The organism is Exiguobacterium sp. Leaf196, assembly GCF_001423965.1.
In the GTDB taxonomy this organism is placed as follows: domain Bacteria; phylum Bacillota; class Bacilli; order Exiguobacteriales; family Exiguobacteriaceae; genus Exiguobacterium_A.
Map to the genome: position 1 here is coordinate 1 of NZ_LMPV01000006.1, position 19,939 is coordinate 19,939.

The following is a 19,939-nucleotide window of genomic DNA, read 5'->3' on the forward strand; positions in this document are numbered from 1 at the left end:
CAACTTGACGCGAGACAATAAAAAAAGAAGGAATTGCACATCCTGAGTGATGGCAATTCCTTCTTCTCGTTAAATTCAGCTAGTTATGTCCCAGCCTCTTCATCATACTTAAAATACTTTATCACCGTTGAAGATCGAGTTTTTGACGACAACGTAGTCGACCGTCCGAATCGCCTTCAATTTATTTCCACCAGCGTATGAGATCGCTGATTGCAAATCTTGCTCCATTTCAATCAATGTATCTGCTAGACTTCCTTTATGCTCGACGAACATCTTTTTCCCTTCAACATTCTTGCGTTCGCCTTTTTGGAACTCAGAAGCAGAACCGAAATATTCCTTGACGAGCACCCCGTCCACTTCATGTGTCTCACCAGGCGATTCTTCATGCCCTGCGAAAAGTGAACCGATCATGACCATCGAAGCACCGAACCGAACCGACTTCGCGATATCCCCATGCGTCCGAATACCACCATCAGCGATAATCGGTTTGCTTGCTGCCTTCGCACACCAACGAAGTGCTGCGAGTTGCCAACCACCTGTACCGAACCCTGTTTTAATTTTCGTGATACAAACTTTACCTGGTCCAATCCCGACTTTTGTTGCGTCTGCTCCTGCGTTCTCAAGTTCGCGTACCGCTTCCGGTGTACCGACGTTTCCAGCAATAACGAAACTTGTTGGCAAAAGCGACTTGATGTGGCGAATCATCTGAATGACTGCTTCCGAATGACCGTGTGCGATATCAATTGTGATGTATTCAGGAGTTAGCCCCTCTGTCGCGAGCTGTTCGATCAGCTGATATTCTTCTTCCTTGACACCGACGCTAATCGAAGCGAACAGTTGACGCTCTTGCATCATACGAACGAACGCTAGGCGACGTGCCGGTTCGAATCGATGCATGATATAGAAATAATCGCCTTCAGCTAAGAACAAAGCAATCGATTCATCAATGATCGTTTGCATGTTTGCGGGTACGACCGGAAGCTTGAAACGACGACCGCCGAACTCGACTGACGTATCACATTCCGAACGACTACCAACGATTGATTTTGCTGGAATTAATTGAATATCTTCATAATCAAATACTACATCCATGAATAACACCTCTAATTACGAATATTTTTTTATATATCAGCGATAATCATTCGCCCCTTGACTACTATAACGAACTGTTATCATGGTGTCAAAGAAATTTTTCGCATTTTTAAGGTTTTCATGAACTTTTTTTAGTTAACAACAAAATAATGTTCGGATTTTAATAGTATTGTTGTTGTAAATCAGTCAACCATTGTTCTTCCCACTCGAAATAACTCGATGCCTCCGATTTCTCAAACACTTGATCAGGATAAGGCAAGGCAAGTGGCGGACGCTCATTTTTTGGAAAATAAGCCAGTTGCTTAGATTCCCCATCAATGGCCTCGAGCGTCCCACTGACTACCTCACATTCGAACATCGTTGCTACATACTCGACCTCGTTTCCGTCAGGGTACGTAAGTCGAAACGATTCCCCACCAAATGTCGCGATTAGTCGGACGGGTCGAACGAATAGACCCGTTTCTTCATAGACTTCGCGAATGACTGCTTGTGCAGGGGATTCTCCTAGTTCAATCGCCCCGGCAGGCAAACTCCAAAACGGACCACCTGGATCTTGGAAAAGGATATGCCCTGCTTCGTTTCGAATGATTGCTGCGACGCATGGTGTAAACAGACGTTGTGTTCCGACATATCGCCGTAGATTGGCATAATAATCAGAGATTGGCATGACGTGACTCCTCCCGGTCTTCTTTTAATAGAGCAAACAGAATAAAATCTTCCCAGGCATCATTGATGAAGAGATTTTGTTTCGCGATTCCTTCTTTACGAAATCCGACTTTTTCAAGAACTCGGATTGATCCGATGTTCCCCGGCATGACCTCAGCACGAATCCGGTGGAACTGATGGACATCAAATAGATGGTCTACGAACAATCCGACTGCTTGAGCCATATATCCTTTTCCGCCATAAGCTTCATCTAACTGATAGCCGATCATGCACGTCTCGGCTGGTCCACGCTGGATGAACATCGCTGAGACATCGCCAATCAATTGATCATTCTCCGTTAAATAAACACCGTAAGCATAATACGCATCTTGTTTCATCAACTCTTGATGACGAAAAATTCGTTCCCGCTGCCCCTCTAACGTGTACTGTTCGGGTAACGGCTTAACTGGCATCCAGTATTCGAAGTGTTCACGATTTCGTAAGTTCATCTCAAGAATAACTGCCGCATCATCTAAGACATACGGGCGAATATATATAGGTAACATCATTTTTCCTCCTTTTGATTATTATCTTTAGTTCAAGAAGTTTGGGTGTTTCATAATTCATCCAGCGGGAATCTACATAATAGTTTCATTACATTACTGTGACAGCATACTATAGAGAAAACTGTCGAAGAAGGAGTGACCTATGTATTCAGACACTGATTTGCTCAATCAAATCAAACAGCGTGATTCTGTCGCGCTCGAACGATTATACGATCGTTACGAAAAAACACTCTTTCTTTTATTTCGTCGTACACAGGTCGATGAAGCACTTATTCATTCTGCAATGACCGAATTATTCCGAACTGTTTGGGAACAACCGACACGTTACCCGAACTTCCAAGGATTCATTTTGCATACATTACGACAACTCAGTAGTAAAAGAGAACATATTCCGACTTAATTGAAAGAATCAGTTATACTCTTTCGACACAGGTAAAATGAACCCTTTAATTCAATGATGTATTTAGAGAAGAACAGCTTACTTTGTTCTTTTTTTGTTTTGTCCTTTCTTTTTCGATACGGGCATGCTATATTATTAAGTAATTATTGTTGTTCGGTGGAGATACGAAGTGTTTCACTTTATATTCGATGAAATTGATCACGGTAGTAATAATCAGTGTGCCAGTCACACGCAGGAGGCAATACACATGGAACAAGGTAAAGTAAAATGGTTTAACGCAGAAAAAGGATTCGGCTTCATCGAGCGCGAAAGCGGAGACGACGTATTCGTACACTTCTCAGCAATCCAATCTGAAGGTTTCAAATCACTTGACGAAGGTCAAGAGGTTTCTTTCGAAGTTGAAGAAGGTCAACGCGGACCACAAGCAACTAACGTTGTAAAACTTTAATTTCTTTTAGACCCTGCTCCGGCAGGGTCTTTTTTTGTTTAAATATGCTACACTGGCGATTCAAGAAGAAAGGAGATGTAACATGACACTCGAACAAACCGTGCAACACCTTAAAGATGCTATGCTAAAAGGAGATTCATCACAAGTTTCACATCTATTATCTCCCGAATTCACGTTCATCGATGCGTTAGGGCGATCGTTCGACGCCGAAACGTATCTTGATCATTACGTTGACCCTGCGAATATCCGCTGGTTATCCCGGACCGATGATTTTTCATACATTGATCACTTTGAAGATACAGCGATTCAGTATAGTTTAATAGAAGATCGTTTTGAATACGGGGCAACTCAATACGTAGGACGTTTCCGGATCGTATCAATCTATCGTGCTACGTCAGATGGTTGGAAATGGCACTTTGGTCAATTAACATCTCTTGATCCGTCGTGACGGATTCAAGAGATGTTTTTGTTTTCATTTTCCATTCATCGTTAGTTAGAATTGCTTCTCATTTTTCATTCCGTTACACTTGAGTGGTACATATTTTCTGAAAATTCAAGAAGGAGTGTATCCCATGACGGTTTATAACTTTTCTGCCGGTCCTGCAGTCCTTCCTGCCCCGGTCTTAATGAAGGCTCAATCCGAGCTACTTAATTACGAAAATTCAGGACAATCGGTTCTTGAAATGAGTCATCGTTCGCCAATCTTCGAATCGATTCGAGATGCAGCCGAACAATCATTGCGAAGGCTCATGTCGATTCCTGATACGTACTCCGTCTTGTTTCTTCAAGGTGGAGCTACACTTCAGTTCGCGATGTTACCCCAAAATTTAGCGACGAAGACCGGACGGATTGATTTCATCGATACCGGTGGCTGGTCGACCAAAGCAATTACGGATGCCAAACAGTATGCGACGGTTAATGTCCTCGCCTCTTCTGCTGATCACGGTTATCGCTTCATCCCAGAAGGTCCGTTCGCGTCATCAGCCGACTATTTGCACATCACTTGGAACAACACGCTCGAAGGAACGACGTATCACACACCGCCTCACGTCGATGCGCCACTCGTCGCCGACGTTTCTTCTTCCATTTTGTCTGAATCTTTGCCAGTCGAGGCATTTGATGTGTTGTACGCCGGTGCTCAAAAAAACCTTGGCGTCGCCGGTTTGACGGTTGTCATTGTAAAAAATGAGCTACTTGATCGTGTTCCGGATACGATTGGTACCTATTTACGGTATGACATTCATGCAAAACAACGGTCTTTGTATAATACACCGCCGACATTCAGTCTTTACATGACGAAATTGGTGCTCGATTGGATTGAAAAGACGGGACTCGAGACGATTGAGTCAAGAAACGTCTCACAAGCACGTATGTTATATGAAGCAATTGATCAATCCACTTATTTTCATAATCATGTAACCATCAAGGATCGAAGCCGGATGAACATTCCATTTTCGACTGGAAGTGAGACGGAAGACGCTGCTTTCTTGAACTTCGCTGCGCGTCACGATCTAATCAATCTTGCCGGACATCGCTCGATCGGCGGGATGCGGGCGAGTCTCTATAACGCCATGCCGACCGAAGGGGTTACGGCACTGATTCACATCATGCATCGTTTTGAACAGGGGGAACGTTAAATGTATCAAGTCCAACTATGGAATGATCTATCGGATAAAGGATTAAAACGATTCACAGACGACTATCACGTCCAGCGAGAAACGGAGCAGCCAGACGCCTTTCTCGTCCGCAGCAAGGATTTACATGACATGCGCTTTCCGGACAGTCTTAAAGCCGTCGCCCGAGCTGGCGTCGGCGTCAATACGATTCCACTCGATCAACTTGCGAACCGCGGGATTCCCGTCTTTTCGACACCAGGCGCTAATGCAAATGCCGTCAAGGAACTAGTCATCGGCAGTTTATTCCTGACGGCGCGAAAGCTCGTCCCTAGTCTGCTTTGGACGAACAACTTACGCGGACCGGATATTCCGGAGCGGATTGAAGCGAACAAAAAACAATTTGTCGGAACGGAGTTGCTTGGGAAACGAATCGGAATCGTAGGACTTGGAGCAATCGGCGCGAACTTAGCCAACACTCTCCATGAGCTTGGCATGACCGTTACAGGCTATGATCCACATATGTCCGTTGAGTCCGCTTGGCGCGTCTCAAATCAGATTCAGCGGGCAACACAGCTCGAGGATCTGCTCGCGACAAGCGACTACATCACCTTGCATCTTCCGCTCGTTGACGCAACGACAGGTTTACTCGATGCATCACTCTTGTCGAAGATGAAACACGGCGCGACTTTGCTTAACTTCTCTCGTGGCGAACTCGTCGATGAACAAGCGTTAGCCGATGTACTCCGGTCTGGTCGTCTGGCCAATTATGTGACGGATTTCCCGAATGCCTTCATCTTGTCCCTTCCACGGGTCATCGCTTTGCCACATATCGGGGCATCAACGAGTGAAGCGGAGGAAAACTGTGCCATCATGGCGGTCGATCAACTGCGTCTATTCCTTGAGACAGGAAATATCCGTAATGCTGTCAATTTCCCAGCTGTCGAGTTACCGTTCACCGGAAAACGACGGATTACGATTGCTCACCATAACATTCCGAATATGGTCGGTCAAATTGCCTCCGTGTTAGCACAAGAGTCGATCAATATCGCGAATATGATCAATGGTAGTAAAGATGCTATTGCCTATACGATCATCGATATCGATAACCATGCGGATGAGTTGATTTCGCTCGACCGACTGAATCAAATTCCTGGCGTCTTGAAAACACGTCTACTCTAAAAGGAGTGATCCCCATGCCAACGTTCGAACCTTTTGCCGCGTTACGACCGGATTCAAAATATGCAGCAGACTTTGCTGCTTTGCCCTATGATGTTTATTCTCGCGAAGAAGCACGATCTGAGATTCGTCGTCATCCGCTGTCTTTTTTACGGATCGATAAAGCAGAAGCCACGCTTCCGTCATTAATCGCTGAAGATGATCCACGCGTTTATCAGCAAGCAGCTCTTGCCTTCGAAGAGAGTCAAACAAACGGCATCTTACAGCTCGACACGGACGAGACGTATTACATTTATCAACTGTCTGACGGGACACATATCCAATCCGGTTTCGTCGGGTGTGTTTCCGTTAGCGATTATGAAACGAATCAAATTCGTAAACATGAGTTCACGCGTCCGGACAAAGAGCGCGATCGTGTCCGACATGTCGAACATCTAAATGCTCATACGGGACCGATTTTACTTGCCCATCAAACGGATGCCCAGCTTCAAGAAATCGTCTCGACGATTACTGCAGGTGATTCTCTATACGACTTTACTGTCGATGGGATCACACACCGAATTTTTAAAGTCATCGATCGCCATCATCTGTTGACGATCGGAAGCCAGTTCGCGCGCCACGACGCCCTCTATATCGCTGATGGTCACCATCGCGCTGCAGCGGCAGCCATCGCTGCCAGTCGGACGGATCAGGAAGAAGCCCAACGCTTCCTTGGTGTATCGTTTCCGCAGGAACAATTACGAATCCTCGGCTATCATCGTGTCGTTGAAGATCTGTACGGTCAATCCGTCGTTGATTTCCTTGAGCGATTAGCCCATCGCTTTACGATCACAAAAGGACGTGCCGAACAAACAAAACGTCACCAAATCGAGATGTATCTCAACCGGCAATGGTATACCCTTTCGTACGATTCTGAACGAACAGGGACGAAAGCGAATCTCGACGTCTCGATTTTACAAGAAGAGTTATTGACACCGTTACTCGGTATCGAAGATCCACGGACGGACGCACGTATCCAGTTCGTCGGTGGTCATAAGGGGTATGCCGGTCTTGAGCAAATCGTGGATTCCGGATATGCCGCGGTCGCTTTTCACTTGCATCCGACTTCGATCGAAGATTTAATGGCTGTGGCTGATGCGGGAGAAGTAATGCCGCCGAAGTCGACTTGGTTCGAACCGAAGCTTCGGAGTGGTTTACTGATCCATCCGTTTGATTCGTAATGCACACGCACTAAAAAAGCAAGTCGTGGATATCGTATCCGCGACTTGCTTTTTCTTATACGTGTCGCAAAAGAAGAGCCGACACAGCTTCTAATTGAATAGTTCCCGACAACGTCGTTGCATCTAACAGACTTTCATATGTTTCTTCGAGCGAAAGAGATTGTTCTTCTTCACTTAAGTTGACTACGAGCAAGTAAATATTTTCGCCCTGACGTCGCTCGACGACAAATATCTGTTTTGTATCATCAATCATTTGGAAATGATACGTTCCGGCATTTGCTAAAACCGGATGCTGTTTTCGAAGGGCGATCAACTGTACAACGTGATCGAACAAATCACGGTTCTGCTTCGTCTCATCCCATTCCATGCATGCACGGTTGGCCGGGTCTTGTCCGCCCATCATTCCGATCTCATCACCATAATAGATGACAGGCGTACCCGGAAACGTCAACAGTGTAGTGAAGAGCAATTTCATCCGTTCGATATTCCCCTTCGCACGCGTTAAAGCACGCGGCGTATCATGCGAATCAATCAAATTGAACATGACCTCGTTGACATTTTGAGAATGCCAGTTTAAATTTCTGCTGACTGCATACGAGAAATCACGAACGCTGGTCTCGCCCGTCGCAAAACAAGTCAGGAAGCTCTCTGTCAAACCGTAATTCATGACGGCATCGAACTGATCGCCGAGGAGCCACGGTTGTGAATCCGTCCAACATTCGCCGACGATATAACACGTTCCGTTCGCAGCCCGGACTTCCTTTCGAAAGTCACGCCAAAACGCATGATCGACTTCACTTGCAACATCCAGACGCCAGCCGTCGATTCCGAATTCCTCAACCCAATAACGTCCGACATGAAGCAAATATTGTTTGACGTCTGGATGAGCGGTGTTCAACTTTGGCATGTTCCGTTCAAATGCAAACACTTCATAGTTCGGGATCGACGGATCGACCGGGAAAGAGTCAATCGTGAACCAGTTGACAAATTTTGAGTCTTGTCCCTTTTCTAATACATCCTGAAATGCGGGGTGATCTTCACTAATATGATTAAAGACGGCATCGAGTAATACGCGGATACCGTTCTCATGCAGCACATCTATCATCTTGCGGAACGTTTTCTCGTCACCAAAGGCAGGATCAAGCTTTAAGTAATCAAGCGTATCGTATTTATGATTCGATGGTGCTTCAAACACTGGACAGAAGTAGACACCGGTGACGCCGAGCCGTTGTAAATGATCGACGTGATCGATGACCCCTTGAAAATCTCCACCGAAGAAATTCTGAAAAGCTGGTGCTTCACTTCCCCACTCCTTCGTTCCCGCTGGATCGTTCGTGGGATCGCCATTTGCGAATCGTTCCGGGAAAATTTGATACCAGACCGTATCTTTCACCCAATCCGGCGTATCAAAGACGTCCGTCGCATGAACATATGGAACAGAAAAATAATAGCCAGGATGATCGAGTGGCGCTTCGTCATACCAACCACGTTCGGTCAAAATGGCTGTCGTTTCGCCATGAACCTCGAACCCATACCTTACCCGCTTCCGTTCTGGACGGATTGCAATGAACCAATAGTCATACGTCGCGTCACTTCCATTGTATTGCATCGACTTCCGTTGCACTTTCCAGGATTTTTCTTTCTCCGGATCAAAATTCCAATCTCGGTCTTCTTCTTTTTCCGCTTCCCATTCATAAGGATCACCATATATCAATTCAACTTTTTCAATATCGTCTTTAGCCGTCATGAGTCTAATATGAACGGTCTCTTGATCATAGGCATAAACGAATGGTGATAATGCGCGATGAACTACTCCAGCCTGGTTCAAATACTGTCACTCTCCCTTAAATTGATATTTCTCTATCGGTAAAGTTCCTTTCTTCCGCATCACTTAAACGCATTTAGCAGAAATTCAACTGTTCGACCGACATTTTAGTTCAGTCTATCAGGTAGTTTAAGGTATACTGATAACGCATAAGAAATCATGGATTTCTGACATTACGGAAAGAGAGTGGATACGAAATGGGTCGTAAATGGAATAACATTAAGGAAAAAAAGGCATCAAAAGACAAAAATACAAGTCGGATCTACGCAAAGTTCGGTCGTGAGATTTATGTAGCGGCAAAACAAGGCGAACCAGATCCAGAATCTAACCAAGCGTTAAAGGTCGTACTCGAACGAGCGAAGACATATAACGTTCCCCGTGCCATCGTTGATCGAGCGATTGAAAAAGCAAAAGGTGGAGCGGAAGAAAACTATGATGTACTTCGTTATGAAGGATTTGGTCCAAGCGGTTCAATGGTCATCGTCGAAACATTGACGAACAACGTCAACCGGACGGTTTCTGACGTGCGTGCTGCATTTGGGAAAAATGGCGGAAACATGGGCGTTAGTGGATCCGTTGCTTACATGTTCGATGCGACTGCTATCTTTGCGTTTGAAGGAAAATCTGCGGATGACGTGCTCGAATTGATGATGGAAGCGGATATCGATGTTCGCGACATCCTCGAAGAAGACGATTCTGTCATCATCTACGCCGAGCCAGAACAATTCCATGCTGTGCAAGAAGCGTTGAAAGCTGCAGGAATCACCGAATTCTCGCTTGCTGAACTCGTCATGCTCGCTCAAAACGAAGTCGTGTTATCTGAGGACGACGTTGCACAATTCGAGAAAATGATCGATGCACTTGAAGATCTTGAGGATGTACAACAGGTCTACCATAACGTAGAGTTATAATCAAAAAGACAAGGGGATGGTCGTAACCATCCCCTTGTCTTTTTGATTATACAGTTTCTATATCGGTTAACGCCCGTAATCGGTCACGCACCGTCTATCATCATCATAAAGTATGAAACGCGTTTCATAACAAGAATAAAAAAGATTCATTTGTGATGTTTATTTCTTCAATTTTATGGGAACAGTAATATTCGGAGTTAATTATAACTTATCTTGTTTTGAAGAAATAAAGGGAGGAACGAACGATGACATATTCTTTAATTGAAACATTTAAGCACATCGTAAGCGAGGCGACCCGTTTCAAACGTGTTGATTTCGGAGGTTACGATATTTATATGCAGACGACGGATGGACGAACGATTACGGCACATATCCGCTATGACGGTGGTGGCACTGATTTTAATGAGGCTTATTTGATGCTCGAATCTAGCACTGGACAGCGTCGTACAGCAACCTTAACGCTTTATCAGTTCGAACATCTCTCTTCTTATACCGCACACAGTGAACGGACACGTGCCCTTGTCACAACGAGTGCTTGATGATCAAAAAACACGCCTCTCATGCGAGAGACGTGTTTTTTAGTTTTCTTCTCGTTCTAAGCGTTCGAGTTCTGCGTGCGTTTGTGGGAATCCATTCGCTTGCCAATCTGCCCGATGAATGGAATCAAGCTGTGTCAGTCCGACTTCAGCCGGATCGCGTTTCGCGTCGACGCTTGGTCGATGATCAATATCGTTAGACGTCGTTTTTCGTTGTTGGTATTGTTGATAGGCGATTGTCGCAATCGCCGCTAAACCACCTAAAATGACACCTGTCTTGAATGTTGCTCTCATGAAAGTTCCCCCTCTATGATCATTAGTTGTGCTCTAGATAGATGTACCCGGGTTACTTGATTTTGAATCATTCTTCGCATGGATCAACGTGTTTTTGAAAAAAACAAAAAAAATTTCAACCTATTTCTGCCGTGTTCCTACATATTTAATAATCAAGAGAGAAAATGGCTCTATCCCTTATGCTTCAATGCTTCACGTCATGCAAGAAGGAAAAAAGTACGCTATACTTGATTCAGAAACATCTTCGACGAACAAAATGAATCGTGTTTTCTACTGGACAGTTCCGAGCTTCAACAGCTTGCGTTCGCGTCCCTTTTTCATTTTTGGTCGTCGATGTCACAAAGGAGGGAATTTCGTGTCCGTGATGCACGGGGCTATTCTACTGCCCATATTGATCAGTCTTTTCATTCCGCTTCTAGCGAAACGCCTTCCGAACATTCATACTGGTTGGTTTGTACTTGTAGTACCTGTACTGCTCGTTTCGTATTTCAGCCACTTTCTCCCTGGTACGATGTCAGGTGAGACCTTTACGGCACGCATGCCGTGGATCCCATCGCTCGGTATCGATTTCGTCACGTATCTCGACGGACTCGGCTTATTGTTCGCACTATTGATCACAGGAATTGGCTCACTCGTCGTTCTTTATTCCATTTTTTATTTAGATGCGAAAAAAGAATCACTCGGAACATTTTATGTCTATCTTTTGATGTTCATGACCGCCATGCTTGGGGTCGTGCTGTCAGATAACATGATCGTCCTCTATCTGTTTTGGGAATTAACGTCGATTTCGTCGTTCTTATTGATTGCCTACTGGTACGAGCGAGAACGTTCTCGTTACGGCGCTCAAAAATCGATGCTGATCACCGTCTTTGGTGGACTAGCGATGCTTGGGGGAATTGCGATTCTCTCTACACTCAGTGGATCGTTAAGTATTCGTGAGACCTATGCGTCGCTTGAGTCGATTCAAGGTGAACCCTTCTTTACGGTCGCCCTTGTTTTGTTCTTGCTAGCTGCCTTCACAAAATCTGCTCAATTTCCGTTCCATATCTGGTTACCGGATGCGATGGAAGCACCAACCCCTGTCAGTGCCTACTTGCACTCGGCAACGATGGTCAAGGCAGGGTTGTATCTTGTCGCTCGTTTCAGTCCGATTTTTGCGGATGAATCGCTTTGGTTCTATCTCGTCTCATCTGTCGGAATATTCACCTTATTCTGGGGTTCACTCAATGCGGTGAAACAACATGATTTAAAGGGAATCCTTGCTTACTCGACGATTTCTCAGCTTGGATTGATCATGTCCTTACTTGGACTCGGAGCAGCCGCCCTGCACGTCGACGCGTTAGATGACGGATTATATACGATTGCGACAGTCGCTGCGATTTTCCACCTGATCAACCATGCGACATTTAAAGGCAGTCTCTTCATGATGGCGGGAATCGTCGATCACGAAACCGGTACTCGCGACATTCGGAAGCTCGGTGGTCTTGCGCAACTAATGCCGATCTCTATGACGATCGCAATGATCGGGACCCTCTCGATGGCGGGAATTCCGCCATTCAATGGTTTCTTAAGTAAAGAGATGTTCTTGACGGGTGTACTTGAAGTTGCAGGATCAGATTTGTTCCACTTACCGTCTTACGGTTGGATCATTCCTGTACTCGCCGTCGTCGGAAGTATCTTCACATTCGTCTACAGCATCTTGATCGTCCGCAGAACGTTCTTCGGTAAGCGTCAAGACGATAAGTTGCCGAAGACACCCCATGAGGCACCGATTGGCATGTTGATTCCACCACTCGTCCTCGTCTCGCTCGTCGTCATCATCGGACTCTTCCCGAATATATTATCGGATACGTTGATTCGACCAGCAGTCGAAGCGATCTTACCTCAAGTCGTTGATGCCGGTGGCAAGATTGATGTCCATATTTCAATGTGGCACGGATTCAATACCGAGTTATTTCTTACACTCGTGATCATCAGTGCTGGCATAATTTTGTATAAAACACTCCCACGCTGGCAATCGCTTTACCACCGGATGCCACGTGACGTCTCACTGAATCATCAATATGACGCCTTGTTACGTCGTGGTGAACAGACATCGACACGTATTCACGATACGGTCATGACGGGGTATATGCGGTCGTATCTCGTCTACATCTTCGGATTCATCGTCATCTTGATTTTGACGGCATTATACGGGTTTGATGCCTTCCGCTTCGCGGTTGATCCCATCAGCACGATTGACGCGTATGAGATCATTCTCGCTCTCGTTCTTGTCTCAAGTGCTCTCTCGATCACTTTTGCACGATCGCGGCTGACATCGATCATCTTACTCGGTGTGACAGGTTATACAGTTGCCCTGTTCTTCGTCTTATTTCGAGCGCCAGACCTCGCCTTGACGCAACTCGTCATCGAGACGGTATCGGTCGCTTTGTTCCTGCTCGTTTTCTATCGTTTACCGGAAATCAGCCGGAAAGAAGAACGCATCCCGTTCAAGCTCGGCAATGCCTTGATTTCGGCACTCGTCGGATTGACAGTGACGCTCGTCGCCCTTGCTTCGCTCAGTCAGCGATCGTTTGCTTCGATTGCCAAGTATTACATCGATAATGTCGCTGATCTTGCCGCTGGCGGTAATATGGTCAACGTCATTCTTGTCGACTTCCGTGGCTTCGATACGTTGTTTGAGATTGCCGTTCTAGCACTTGCTGGAATCGGAATTTATACGATGATTAAATTCAGACAAACAGGAGGGATCGATAAATGAAAAAGCAGGCAAAAAAGCATACGAATGACGTCATCTTAGAGTCAGCAACTTCCTTTATCACGTTCGTCATCTTCCTGTTTGCTGTCTACTTGTTTTTCGCCGGACACTATACACCAGGTGGTGGATTCATTGGTGGTCTCGTGACGGCGTCCGCTCTCGTCTTGATCTTACTTGCTTACGACATCAAGACATTGCGCCGGATCTTACCGTTTGATTATAAATGGATCACAGCACTTGGTATGTTGATTGCCGTACTGACGGCGTCAGGAGCGCTTCTGTTCAACGTGCCGTTCTTCACGCATGCGCATGATTATTTCAATCTGCCGTTGTTCGGTAAGACATCGCTACACACCGCGATGTTGTTTGATCTTGGTGTTTATCTTGTCGTCGTTGGTGTGACGATGACGATTATTCAAACGATTGGGGAGAGTGATTAATATGGAAATCATCATGGCGATCGCCGCAGGCATCCTGACGATGTGTGCCATTTATCTCATTCTCTCGAAAAGTATTCTTCGCATTATCATCGGAACAGGGTTGCTCAGTCACGCTGCCCATCTGCTCGTCATGACAATGGGTGGATTAAAACGAGGCGCGGCTCCGGTTTTAAAGGACGGCGTGACTTCCTATACGGATCCACTGCCGCAGGCACTCGTCCTGACTGCCATCGTCATTAGCTTTGGTGTCACTGCCTTCTTCTTGGTGCTTGCGTATCGCGCTTATCAAGAGCTCGGGACCGATAATATCGAAGAGATGAAAGGAACCGATTCGAATGATTAACTTACCGCTATTACCGATCATCATTCCTTTGTTGACCGGTGTCATCTTGATGTTTTTCCCGCGATACCTCAAAGGACAACGGATCGTTTCCATCATTTCGACGATTTTAACTGTCTGTGCTTCCATCTATCTAGTGATGACCGTCCGTTCGAATGGCATTTTAACCGTCACACTCGGTAGCTGGCCAGCACCTTTCGGGATTACGCTTGTCTCTGATATGCTGTCTGCCCTACTCGTCACGACGACGAGCATCCTCGTCCTTTGTATCATCTGGTATGCCATCGCCTACTTGAGCGACGCCTATCAACGGTACTACTATTTCATTGCCATACAGTTCCTGCTCGTTGGGGTCAACGGTGCGTTCACGACAGGTGATATTTTTAACATGTTCGTCTTTTTCGAAGTCTTCCTGATTTCGTCTTATGTCTTAATCGTTCTCGGTGGAAAACCGGCCCAATTACGAGAATCGCTCAAGTATCTTTTGATTAACGTCATCTCGTCCGCGTTATTCGTCATGACGGTCGCTTTCTTATACGGGATCATCGGTTCACTCAGCATGGCGGACATCAGTCAGAAGATCACAGAGATTGGACAACCAGCGATTCTAAACGTCATCGCCTTGTTGTTCCTGATCGTTTTCGGATTAAAAGGCGCGATTTTCCCACTCTACTTCTGGTTACCTGGTTCTTATCAAGTACCACCGACACCTGTTCTTGCCTTGTTCGGTGCCTTGTTGACGAAGGTCGGGGTATATGGAATTTTACGGACGTATAGCTTGTTCTTCTCAAACGAGATCGGAACAATTCATCAAATCTTAAGTGTCCTTGCCCTTAGTACAATCATCATCGGTGTGATTGGTGCGTTAGCGACACGGGATGCGAAACAGATCATCATTTACAACATCATCGTCGCAGTTGGGGTCATCTTATATGGGGTTTCCCTTATGACACCACAAGCACTAGAAGGAGCGATTTTCTACCTGCTTCACGATATGGTGATCAAAGCCGCGTTGTTCTTACTCGTCGGTATCATGGTCGGGATTGCAGGTTCGAGTAAACTGAAGGATATGGGTGGTATGATCAAATCCTATCCTGTACTCGGTTGGACATTCTTCATTGCAGCGTTATCGCTTGCCGGCATTCCACCGCTTAGTGGGTTCATCGGGAAGTTCTTGATTGTTCGTGGCGGCATTGAAGCTGGTGAATTGGTCGGACCGATCATCGTTCTACTATCCAGTCTGCTCGTCTTGTATTCGGTAGTCCAACTGTTCATGCGTGCTTTTTGGGGGACACCCAAACCGTACTCAGGTGAGAAGCAAGCGCTCGTTTCTCGACTGCTTGCACCTGCGATTGCCTTAGTTGCGCTTAGCGTCCTCTATGGCTTAGGCGCTGAGGCGATGCGTCCACTGATTCAACAAGCCGTTGAACCTCTGACGCATCCAACGCTCTATATCGATGCCGTACTCAAAGGAGGTCGCTGATTCATGGCATTTCAGGTCTTGCTCAACTTATTTCTTGCTTTCTTGTGGATGTTTCTTGCGAATAATTTCTCGGCCTTCGGTTTCGTCATCGGCTATGCATTAGGTCTGATTGCGATGTTCGCTTTCCGTCGCGGCTTTAAGGGTCGTTTTTATCTCGGACCTGTCGTCGCACTCGTCTTGTTGTTTTTCCGCTTTCTCTATGAACTTGTCGTAGCGAACATCGATGTCCTAAAAATCATCTTAAAGCCGAAGTTAGATATTCAGCCTGGTATCTTTGCCTATGAGACGGAACTCGATCAACCGTGGCAAGTCACATTGTTATCGATGCTGATTACCTTGACACCTGGAACACTTGTCGTCGATATCTCGGACGATAATAAGACACTCTATATTCATGCGCTTCATATGCCAGAAGTCGACGAAGCCGTCGCATCGATTCGCGATAGTTTTGAGAAAGCCATTCTGGAGGTGAGTCGGTGATGTTCGATATTTTAATCTATATCGCACTCGGGGGTGTCTTCCTCTCGATGCTTGGTCTATTTTACCGTGTCATTAAAGGTCCAAGTGTTGCGGATCGTGTCATCGCCTTAGATTCGATTGGTATCAGCTTGATTTCAATCGTTGGTCTTGTCTCAATCATCTTACGGACGAGCGACTACCTCGAAGTCATTCTTTTGATTGGTATACTCGCCTTCATCGGTACGGTTGCCTTTTCAAAATATATCGAGAAAGGAGAGATCATCGAACGTGATCGCAATCAATGAATGGATCGTCGCGGTCTTCGCCTTGCTCGGTATGGGATTTAGTCTCGTTACCGCGCTCGGTTTGATCCGCTTACCCGATGTCTATACGCGTGCGCATGCCGCATCTAAAAGTGCGACATTAGGCGTCATGTCGATTTTGATCGGCGTCATTATTTATTTCGTCACTGAAGATGGATTTTTCTCCTCTCGTGTCGTGCTTGGTATCCTATTCGTACTCATCACGGCACCGATTGGTGGACATTTAATTGCGCGTGCTGCTTACTATAGCGACGTCCCATTATGGAAATCGTCTGTCCGTGACGACCTGTCTAAGAATAAAGAACATGTGGAACCGAAGAAACGCCAAGATGACATGTGAGTATATCGACATGACAAAACCCTCGCTTCCGCTTACGGAAACGAGGGTTTTTGATTAGGAACGCTGTAAGGGTGAAGCAGCAAATAAGAGCGCCAACTCATCACGATTATCAAGCAACTCTTCTAGTGTATGCTGTTCCAGTTCTCGGATAAAGGCTCGCAATGCTCGCCCAAGCACACCTTTTAATCGACACCCAGGTTCGATGACACAATGACCGTTGCTTCCGAAGCATTCAACGATATCCATCGGTTCCATTTCACGAACGACTTTTCCAATGTTAATGTCCTTTGGATCACGAATCAAACGGAGTCCCCCTGAGCGACCTCTCGTTGATTCGACATATCCAAGTTTCGCTAACTGTTGTGTCACTTTCATTAAATGGTTGGATGAGATGCCATAATGCTGGGCAATCTGCGGCATTGGTGTGATAACATCCCGGTGCACACCGAGATACATCAACACGCGTAAACCATAATCCGTATACTGTGTAATTCTCACAATCCTCACTCCATTCCTTCCCAAAACTGCACTGTTATCGTAACATGAAACACTCTAACGACTACATAGTTTTGTCTCACTATTCATCTCATAATTCGAATTTGTCATCATGCTCTACACAGATTACGTAAGGAAGGAAATATTGGATTTAAAATACGAGATTTCATCAAAAAAAGAGCAATTCCTTATTTCGCTTCGAAACGAGGAATCACTCTTTGAATTATTTTGAAATTTTTTTGGACGATTCTTTAATGACTGCATTAAAGCGATCCGCGTAGTTCGTGAAGACACCTGTAACACCATAGTCAAGCAAGCGAACCATTTCGACTTTTTCATTTACTGTATACGGATGCAACAGCAAGCCCTGTTGACGAATTGCTTTAACATTTTCACGTGTCAATGCTTTATATGAAGGACCGACTCCAACTGCATATTTACGGATTTCCTTTAATTTCGTACTGGTTAAGGAAGACACCTCCTTTGCTTCCATCAATTGAATCAACGGGACTTTTGAATCGATGGATCTGACTTTTTGAAGACTTTCTGCACTAAACGACTGAATCAAGACTTGTCCTGATTTCACACGATCACTAGACAATCCGTTCCGTTTCAATAAATCGAGTAATTTCTTTTCCATTCCTGGATATACTTCAGGGGACTTCGTCTCAATGTAGTAATTCGCATGTTTCCCGTACTTATTCACGACTTCTTGGAGTGTCGGGACTTTTAATCCTACATATGATTTTTTAGCGAGTGTTGGATTTGCTTTATTAAACCAACTACCCGCATCAAGTTTCTTGATTTGAGCTAATGTCTTCTCTTTGACAGCACCCGTTCCGTTCGTCGTCCGATCGACGGTTTCGTCATGCATCGCAATCAAATGACCGTCTTTTGTCATCTGTAAATCAATTTCGATGTAATCTGCTTTAAATTTCTTATGTCCCATTTCGTAAGCTGGCATCGTATGCTCCGGCGCATAACCTGAAGCTCCACGATGAGCAACGTTAATGATTCGATTTGAATCGAGTAACGATTTACCTTTTGATTGTGCACCGACATCTTCTGTCGGAAGTCCTGTACTTAATACAGCTCCCGCTACCATCGTCAATCCGATTTGTTTCAGCATCATCTATTCCCCCTTGAAATATTCTTACAACACTTATCTTAAATTGTTTGTATGAAGATGATATAGAGAAGCTGTTAACGTCATTTTTTGATTTGATGACAAAACGATATCATTCCATAGAAAAAAGACCCGCATCTAAAACGGGTCTTTTAATGATTACGCTTCGAAAATCAATGACTCTGGATCTTCAAGAAGATCTTTAATGTGTTTCAGGAACGTAACAGCTTCTTTTCCATCCACGATCCGGTGATCGTAAGAGAGAGCAACATACATCATCGGACGATTTTCCATGCGTTCTGCATCAATGGCAATAGGGCGCAGGTTGATTGCGTGCATGCCGAGAATCGCGACTTGTGGACCGTTTAAGATCGGCGTCGACATGAGTGAACCGAACGTACCACCATTCGTGATTGTGAACGTACCACCCGTTAAGTCAGATAGACCAAGTTTATTATCACGCGCTTTGACCGCTAATTGAATGATGTCCTTTTCAATTTCAGCGAAGTTCTTTTTGTCCGCATCACGAACGACTGGAACAACGAGACCGTCTGGTGCTGAGACGGCAATGCCGATATCATAGAATTTCTTCAGGACGATTTCATCGCCTTGAATCTCAGCATTCAGGTATGGCATCTTTTTGAGTGCTGCGACTGCTGCTTTCGTAAAGAATGACATGAAGCCGAGTTTAACTTCGTTTTCTTTAACGAACTTTTCTTGACGGCGTTTACGGAGCGCCATGACAGCAGACATATCGATTTCATTGAATGTCGTCAACATCGCTGCCGTTTGTTGAACTTCAACAAGGCGATTCGCAATCGTCTTCCGGCGACGTGACATCTTGATTCGCTCTTCTGGTTTCCCAGGAGCAGCCGCTTGAGCTGGTGTCGGCGCAGCAGGCTTCGTAGGAGCAGGTTTTGCTTGTTCACGTGGCGCTACTTCAAACGTCGCGACATCTTGGACACGGATCCGACCAAGTGGATCTTGCGTCGCCACTTGTGCTAAATCAATTCCTTTTTCACGAGCCAATTTACGGGCAGCAGGTGAAGCAATCGGACGATCTGCAACGGATGTACTTTCCGTCGCTGCTGCAGCCACTGGTTGTTCCGCTTTTTCTTCTGCTTTTGGTGTCTCTTTTGGAGTTTCTTGTGCTGTTTCTGTTGCAGCCGGTTTTGAAGCTTCGCCACCAGCAGAGATGACAGCAATCGTTTCCCCGACGCGGACTGTATCTCCCTCAGCAGCCATTACTTCCGTTAACGTACCCGCTTCATCTGACGGTACTTCGATGTTGACCTTATCTGTCTCGAGCTCAACGATGGCTTCCCCTTTTTCCACGTGATCACCTGGTTGTTTTAACCAAGATGCCACCGTTCCTTCAGTAATTGATTCGGCAAGTTCTGGTACTTTGATTTCCATCGTATTCTCCCCCTATGACTCGTTTCTATC

Annotated in this window: 23 protein-coding genes; 15 read left to right on the plus strand and 8 right to left on the minus strand. The window is 45.5% G+C overall.

Annotated features, from left to right (window positions below; translation table 11 throughout):
* Positions 1 to 108: 108 nt before the first annotated feature.
* From guaC to ASG02_RS06225, 3 genes are all read right to left on the minus strand, one after another.
* Positions 109 to 1,092 carry a GMP reductase gene (guaC, locus tag ASG02_RS06215; protein ID WP_035407471.1) on the minus strand — a complete coding sequence of 328 codons (984 nt, stop codon included), beginning with the start codon at positions 1,090 to 1,092 and terminating at the stop codon, positions 109 to 111.
* A gap of 160 nt (positions 1,093 to 1,252) precedes the next feature.
* Positions 1,253 to 1,759: an NUDIX domain-containing protein gene (locus ASG02_RS06220; protein ID WP_056062033.1), complete on the minus strand. Its 507-nt coding sequence runs from the start codon at positions 1,757 to 1,759 to the stop codon at positions 1,253 to 1,255.
* Entirely contained in the window at positions 1,746 to 2,303 is a 558-nt protein-coding gene (locus ASG02_RS06225; protein WP_035407467.1) for a GNAT family N-acetyltransferase, read from the minus strand. The genes ASG02_RS06220 and ASG02_RS06225 overlap by 14 nt, the downstream gene beginning before the upstream one ends.
* Before the next feature lie 142 nt (positions 2,304 to 2,445).
* Between ASG02_RS06225 and ASG02_RS06230 the strand changes: the two genes are divergently transcribed.
* The 6 genes from ASG02_RS06230 to ASG02_RS06255 all read left to right on the plus strand — a co-directional run bounded on the left by ASG02_RS06230 (position 2,446) and on the right by ASG02_RS06255 (position 7,163).
* Positions 2,446 to 2,703 carry a hypothetical protein gene (locus tag ASG02_RS06230; RefSeq protein ID WP_056062036.1) on the plus strand — a complete coding sequence of 86 codons (258 nt, stop codon included), beginning with the start codon at positions 2,446 to 2,448 and terminating at the stop codon, positions 2,701 to 2,703.
* Positions 2,704 to 2,950: 247 nt separating this feature from the next.
* A complete protein-coding gene (locus tag ASG02_RS06235; RefSeq protein WP_023468529.1) occupies positions 2,951 to 3,151 on the plus strand; it encodes a cold-shock protein in 201 nt (66 codons plus the stop codon).
* Between the two features lie 82 nt (positions 3,152 to 3,233).
* Positions 3,234 to 3,599: a nuclear transport factor 2 family protein gene (locus ASG02_RS06240; protein WP_035407460.1), complete on the plus strand. Its 366-nt coding sequence runs from the start codon at positions 3,234 to 3,236 to the stop codon at positions 3,597 to 3,599.
* Positions 3,600 to 3,723: 124 nt separating this feature from the next.
* Positions 3,724 to 4,788 carry a 3-phosphoserine/phosphohydroxythreonine transaminase gene (gene serC, locus ASG02_RS06245; protein ID WP_056062040.1) on the plus strand — a complete coding sequence of 355 codons (1,065 nt, stop codon included), beginning with the start codon at positions 3,724 to 3,726 and terminating at the stop codon, positions 4,786 to 4,788.
* On the plus strand, positions 4,789 to 5,946 hold the full coding sequence (locus ASG02_RS06250; RefSeq protein WP_056062043.1) for a phosphoglycerate dehydrogenase: 1,158 nt from the start codon (positions 4,789 to 4,791) through the stop codon (positions 5,944 to 5,946).
* Positions 5,947 to 5,960: 14 nt separating this feature from the next.
* Positions 5,961 to 7,163 (plus strand): DUF1015 domain-containing protein, encoded by a 1,203-nt coding sequence (locus ASG02_RS06255; RefSeq protein ID WP_056062047.1) that lies wholly within the window; start codon positions 5,961 to 5,963, stop codon positions 7,161 to 7,163.
* A gap of 55 nt (positions 7,164 to 7,218) precedes the next feature.
* Here the strand turns inward: ASG02_RS06255 and ASG02_RS06260 are convergent, their stop codons facing one another.
* Positions 7,219 to 8,991, minus strand: a complete 1,773-nt coding sequence (locus ASG02_RS06260; RefSeq protein WP_056062051.1) for a glycoside hydrolase family 13 protein — start codon at positions 8,989 to 8,991, stop codon at positions 7,219 to 7,221.
* A 194-nt stretch (positions 8,992 to 9,185) separates the two neighbouring features.
* Between ASG02_RS06260 and ASG02_RS06265 the strand changes: the two genes are divergently transcribed.
* On the plus strand, positions 9,186 to 9,899 hold the full coding sequence (locus ASG02_RS06265; protein WP_056062054.1) for a YebC/PmpR family DNA-binding transcriptional regulator: 714 nt from the start codon (positions 9,186 to 9,188) through the stop codon (positions 9,897 to 9,899).
* Between the two features lie 245 nt (positions 9,900 to 10,144).
* Positions 10,145 to 10,438 (plus strand): hypothetical protein, encoded by a 294-nt coding sequence (locus ASG02_RS06270; protein ID WP_035407444.1) that lies wholly within the window; start codon positions 10,145 to 10,147, stop codon positions 10,436 to 10,438.
* A gap of 39 nt (positions 10,439 to 10,477) precedes the next feature.
* On the opposite strand, the gene ASG02_RS06275 is transcribed toward ASG02_RS06270, so the two are convergent.
* On the minus strand, positions 10,478 to 10,729 hold the full coding sequence (locus ASG02_RS06275) for a hypothetical protein (RefSeq protein ID WP_056062056.1): 252 nt from the start codon (positions 10,727 to 10,729) through the stop codon (positions 10,478 to 10,480).
* Positions 10,730 to 11,084: 355 nt separating this feature from the next.
* Between ASG02_RS06275 and ASG02_RS06280 the strand changes: the two genes are divergently transcribed.
* The 7 genes from ASG02_RS06280 to mnhG are packed head-to-tail and all read left to right on the plus strand — an operon-like array spanning position 11,085 to position 16,872.
* A complete protein-coding gene (locus ASG02_RS06280) occupies positions 11,085 to 13,490 on the plus strand; it encodes a Na+/H+ antiporter subunit A (protein WP_056062787.1) in 2,406 nt (801 codons plus the stop codon).
* A complete protein-coding gene (locus ASG02_RS06285) occupies positions 13,487 to 13,927 on the plus strand; it encodes a Na(+)/H(+) antiporter subunit B (RefSeq protein WP_056062059.1) in 441 nt (146 codons plus the stop codon). The genes ASG02_RS06280 and ASG02_RS06285 overlap by 4 nt, the downstream gene beginning before the upstream one ends.
* Before the next feature lies 1 nt (position 13,928).
* Positions 13,929 to 14,270: a Na(+)/H(+) antiporter subunit C gene (locus ASG02_RS06290; protein ID WP_023468540.1), complete on the plus strand. Its 342-nt coding sequence runs from the start codon at positions 13,929 to 13,931 to the stop codon at positions 14,268 to 14,270.
* A complete protein-coding gene (locus ASG02_RS06295; RefSeq protein WP_056062062.1) occupies positions 14,263 to 15,750 on the plus strand; it encodes a Na+/H+ antiporter subunit D in 1,488 nt (495 codons plus the stop codon). Before ASG02_RS06290 ends, ASG02_RS06295 begins: the two co-directional genes overlap by 8 nt.
* 3 nt (positions 15,751 to 15,753) lie before the next feature.
* A complete protein-coding gene (locus tag ASG02_RS06300) occupies positions 15,754 to 16,230 on the plus strand; it encodes a Na+/H+ antiporter subunit E (protein WP_056062065.1) in 477 nt (158 codons plus the stop codon).
* A gap of 47 nt (positions 16,231 to 16,277) precedes the next feature.
* The gene (locus ASG02_RS06305) at positions 16,278 to 16,514 is read left to right on the plus strand and encodes a Na(+)/H(+) antiporter subunit F1 (RefSeq protein ID WP_369792030.1); all 237 of its coding nucleotides are present in this window, start codon (positions 16,278 to 16,280) and stop codon (positions 16,512 to 16,514) included.
* The gene (gene mnhG, locus ASG02_RS06310; RefSeq protein WP_035407423.1) at positions 16,498 to 16,872 is read left to right on the plus strand and encodes a monovalent cation/H(+) antiporter subunit G; all 375 of its coding nucleotides are present in this window, start codon (positions 16,498 to 16,500) and stop codon (positions 16,870 to 16,872) included. Before ASG02_RS06305 ends, mnhG begins: the two co-directional genes overlap by 17 nt.
* A 54-nt stretch (positions 16,873 to 16,926) precedes the next feature.
* Here the strand turns inward: mnhG and ASG02_RS06315 are convergent, their stop codons facing one another.
* The 3 genes from ASG02_RS06315 to odhB form a co-directional block, all read right to left on the minus strand.
* Positions 16,927 to 17,370 (minus strand): Rrf2 family transcriptional regulator, encoded by a 444-nt coding sequence (locus ASG02_RS06315; protein WP_035407421.1) that lies wholly within the window; start codon positions 17,368 to 17,370, stop codon positions 16,927 to 16,929.
* Positions 17,371 to 17,590: 220 nt separating this feature from the next.
* Positions 17,591 to 18,496, minus strand: a complete 906-nt coding sequence (locus ASG02_RS06320) for a glycerophosphodiester phosphodiesterase (protein WP_056062068.1) — start codon at positions 18,494 to 18,496, stop codon at positions 17,591 to 17,593.
* A 156-nt stretch (positions 18,497 to 18,652) separates the two neighbouring features.
* Complete coding sequence (gene odhB / locus ASG02_RS06325) at positions 18,653 to 19,909, minus strand: 2-oxoglutarate dehydrogenase complex dihydrolipoyllysine-residue succinyltransferase (protein ID WP_035407413.1); 1,257 nt, start codon at positions 19,907 to 19,909, stop codon at positions 18,653 to 18,655.
* Positions 19,910 to 19,939: the final 30 nt, after the last annotated feature.